Annotated in this window: 4 protein-coding genes; all 4 read right to left on the minus strand. The window is 70.3% G+C overall.

Annotated features, from left to right (window positions below):
• A partial coding sequence (locus ACKOQ4_RS10535; protein WP_526291561.1) for an MMPL/RND family transporter occupies positions 1-2,289 on the minus strand: 2,289 nt, incomplete at its 3' end.
• 10 nt (positions 2,290-2,299) lie between these two features.
• Positions 2,300-2,728, minus strand: a complete 429-nt coding sequence (locus tag ACKOQ4_RS10540; protein ID WP_526291567.1) for an MmpS family transport accessory protein — start codon at positions 2,726-2,728, stop codon at positions 2,300-2,302.
• A 20-nt stretch (positions 2,729-2,748) separates the two neighbouring features.
• The gene (locus tag ACKOQ4_RS10545) at positions 2,749-3,321 is read right to left on the minus strand and encodes a TetR/AcrR family transcriptional regulator (RefSeq protein ID WP_526291563.1); all 573 of its coding nucleotides are present in this window, start codon (positions 3,319-3,321) and stop codon (positions 2,749-2,751) included.
• Between the two features lie 10 nt (positions 3,322-3,331).
• Positions 3,332-3,846 (minus strand): HRDC domain-containing protein (locus ACKOQ4_RS10550; protein ID WP_526291565.1); only part of this gene is annotated, 515 nt, incomplete at its 5' end.

Consider the following 3,846-nt stretch of genomic DNA (forward strand, 5'->3'; position numbering starts at 1 on the left):
CAAGCGCGGCCTGACGCTGTTCCTCTCCCCGGACGGCCGCGCCGCCCGGATGATCATCACCCACGACGGCGACCCGGCCAGCGGGGTGCCCTTGAGCGCCTCCTGCGCGGACTGGCGGATCGGGTCGATGTGCGAGATGCCCTTCGGGGTGGCCGGGTCGCCGTCGTGGGTGATGATCATCCGCGCGGCCTTGCCGTCCGGGGACAGGAACAGTTTGAGCCCGCGCTTGAACTCGGAGTTGTCGAACACCTCCGGGGGCACGTAGAAGGAGCTGTCGTCCTTGGCCTCGTCGAACGCCTGCCCCATCGCGTCGGCGTTCTTGAGTGCCTCGGCGGCCTGCTCCGCGAGTCCGGACTGGGTGGCCCGGTTGGTCTCGGCGAGCGCCTTGTTGCGTTCCTGGATGTCGATCTGCTCGGGGATCAGCGCGAGCAGCTGGGGTTGCAGCGCGTTGAGCTTCTCCAGGCTGGCGGTGACCTCTTCAAACTGTCCGCTCAGGTAATCGACCCCGTCGAGGGCGTCGAACAGCGAGCGGAACGCCGCACACAGCGGGATGTCGAAACAGTGCGGCTCCCAATAGAAGTAGTTGCGTATCGGCCGGAAGAAGTCGTCGAAGTTGGCGACCTTGTCGCGCAGCTCCTTGACCGTCTCCGAGGTTTCCCGGAAGGCGCTCACCTGTTCGTCGGTGGCCGCGGCGGCCTGCTGCTGCAGTACGTACTGCTGCTGCAGCAGGGTGATCGACTTGGAGATCTCGTTGACCTGGGTGAGCAGGTCATCGGCGCGCGCCTGCTGGAAGGGCAGGTTCTGGATCTGCGCGGTGGACTGCGCGCTCATCTGGAATCCGAGCGACGTGTGGTCCAGCGGGGTGCCCAGCGGCCGGGTGATGGACTGCACCATCGCCACCCCGGGGGTGCGGAACACCGCCTTGGCGACGTTCTCGAGCACCTTCATGTTCGCCGGGGTGCGCAGGTCCTGGTCGGCCTCGACCATCAGCACCTCGGGGTTGAGCCGGGCGGTGGAGAAGTGCCGTTCGGCGGCGGCGTAGCCGACCTTGGCCGGCGCCCAGTCCGGCTGGTAGGGCCGGGCGTCGTAGGAGGTCTTGTAGCCGGGCAGCGCGAGCAGGCCGATCAGGGCCACCGCGATCGAGGCCACCAGGATCGGCCCGGGCCAGCGGACGATCGCGGTGCCGATCCGCCGCCACCCGCGGGTGCGCATGGCGCGCTTGGGGTCGAACAGTCCGATGCTGCTGCCCATGGTGATGACGGCGGGTGTGAGGGTCAGCGAGGCCACCAGGGTGACCAGCACGCCGATGCCGGCCGGGATGCCCAGGCTCTGGAAGTACGGCGTGCGGGTGAAGCGCAGGCAGAAGATCGCGGCGGCCACCGTCAGGCCCGAGCCGATGATGACGTGCGCGGTGCTGCGGTACATGGTGAAGTAGGCCGCCATCCGGTCCTCGCCGGCCTGGCGGGCCTCCTGGTAGCGGCCCAGCAGGAAGATCGCGTAGTCGGTGCCGGCGGCCACCGCGAGCAGCGTCAGCAGGTTGGTGGCGTACGTCGACAGCGGGATCAGGCCGACGTGACCCAGGAAGGCGACCAGGCCGCGGGCGGCGGCCACCTGGATGGCGACCGCGACCAGGGTCAGCAGCGCGGTCACGATCGAGCGGTAGACGATCAGCAGCATCACCGCGATCACCCCGAAGGTCAGCGCGGTGACCTTCACGTGGCTCTTCTCCCCGACCGCGAACTCGTCGGCGACCAGCGCGGCCGGGCCGGAGACGTAGGCCTTGACCCCGGCCGGGGCCGGGGTGTCGGCGACGATGCCGCGGACCGCGGCGACGGACTCGTTGGCCTGGCTGCCGCCGGCGTCGCCGGCCAGGTAGACCTGGATCTGGGCGGCCTTGCCGTCGTTGCTCTGGGCGCCGGCGGCGGTCAGCGGATCGCCCCAGAAGTACTGGACGTGCTGGACGTGCTCGGTGTCGGCGCGCATCCGCTCGACCAGGGCGTCGCCGAAGCGGTGCGCCTCGTCGCCGAGGGGCTGCTCGCCCTCCAGCACGATGGTGACCAGGGCGTCGGTGTCGTACTCGCCGAACACCTGTCCCACCCGCTTGGCCGCGATCGTCGACGGCGCGTCCTTGGAGGCCTGCGCGACGTTGTGGATCCGGCCGACCTCCTCCAGCGGAGGAACCAGGGCGTTGGTGGAGGCGGCCAGCGCCAGCCAGAAGATGGCGATCGGGATGCACAGTTTGCGAATCAGGTTCGGGAAGAACGGCTTTCCCGCCGTGCGCTTACTCATCGGGCCCGGCTCATCCGGACTTGTCCAGGCAGTAGACGTAGGCGTCGGCGCCCTGCGAGGAGTTCTCCACCTTGACCACGCCGTCGATGGTGATGCGGCAGCCCAGGGTGTCGCCGTCACCCTGGGCCTGGATGTTGGTGAGCACCGCCGGGGTGGTGGTCGAGTCCTGATAGGTCCACGGCAGCGTGGCGTCGACGCGCTGCGGGGTGGCGTTGACGTCGAGGTAGGTGATGGTCGCGGTGGCGCCGGGCACGCCGAACACCTCCAGCAGCACCCGCTTGGGGTTGAACGGGACGATCTGGTCGTTCATCGCCCCGGGGGCGGGACCGGTGCCGTGCGAGCCGAAGATGCCCTGCACCCGGTAGACCGCGAAGCCGGCCAGGGCGACGACGGCGGCGGTCACGAGCACGATCCAGTGCTTTCTGGCCAGCCTGCCGATCACAGTGTGCACAGTACTGGTCAGTACTCGGCCGCGCAGCGTCCCCCCCGCAAGCCGGGCAGCAGCAGCTCGTCGACCAGTGAGCGGACCGTCTTGCGGGTGGCCGGGCGGTCCTGGATGACCGCCCGGTACACCAGGTATCCGGCCAGCACGTCCCACAGTTCGGTGTTGATGGCGTCGGCGTCGATCTCGCCGCGGCGCACCGCGCGCGCCAGGATCTCGGTGCTCAGCGCCCTGCGGCCGGCCAGGAAGCTCTGCAGCGCGGTGTGCAGGGCGGGGATGCGGTTGAGTTCGCCGAGCACCGCACGCATGGCCGCGGCGTGCTCGCGGGCGTGGCCGCAGATCATGTCGCCGAGGGCGACCAGGTCACCGCGCAGCGTGCCGGTGTCGGGCGGGTCGTCGTCGGCCTGGATGCCCTCGATGAAGGCGGCGAGCACGAGTTCGGCCTTGGTGGGCCAGCTTCGGTACACGGTGGCCTTGCTGGCCCGGGCCTCGGCGGCGACGTCGTCGACGGTCAGCCCGTCATAGCCGTGCTCGCGCAGCAGTCGCAGCGTGACGGCCAGCAGTTCGCGCTCGCGTGCCGACCAGGTCATCGGCGCCACGCTAGCGCCTCGCCTTGACCAGTTCCAGCACGTCGGCGCCGAACTGTTCGAGCTTGCGGGCGCCGATGCCGGGGATCGCGGTCAGCGCGGCGTCGTCGGCGGGCAGCGACTCGGCGATGGCGATCAGGGTGTTGTCGGTGAACACCACGTAGGCCGGCACGCTGAGTTCCCGGGAGGTTTTCAGCCGCCACTCCTTGAGCTGGGCCAGCAGTTCCTCGTCGATGTCCACCGAGCAGGTCTCGCAGCGGCGCAGCATGACCGCCGGGGCGGTGGTCAGCACCGCGTTGCACACCCGGCAGACCGGGGTGGCGCCGCGCTGTCGGCGCGACTTGCCCGACGACGCCGCCGCCGCGCCGCGGGTCTGCGGGGCGATGCCGCCCAGGAACCGCGACGGCTTGCGGGTCTGCCGGCCGCCGGGCGCGCGGGCGGCCGCCCAGCTGAGCTCGAGATGCGTTCTGGCCCTGGTGATTCCGACGTAGAGCAGCCGGCGCTCCTCCTCGACGGCCTCGCTGTCGG

It is taken from the genome of Mycobacterium sp., from assembly GCF_046095365.1.
Classification (GTDB): domain Bacteria; phylum Actinomycetota; class Actinomycetes; order Mycobacteriales; family Mycobacteriaceae; genus Mycobacterium.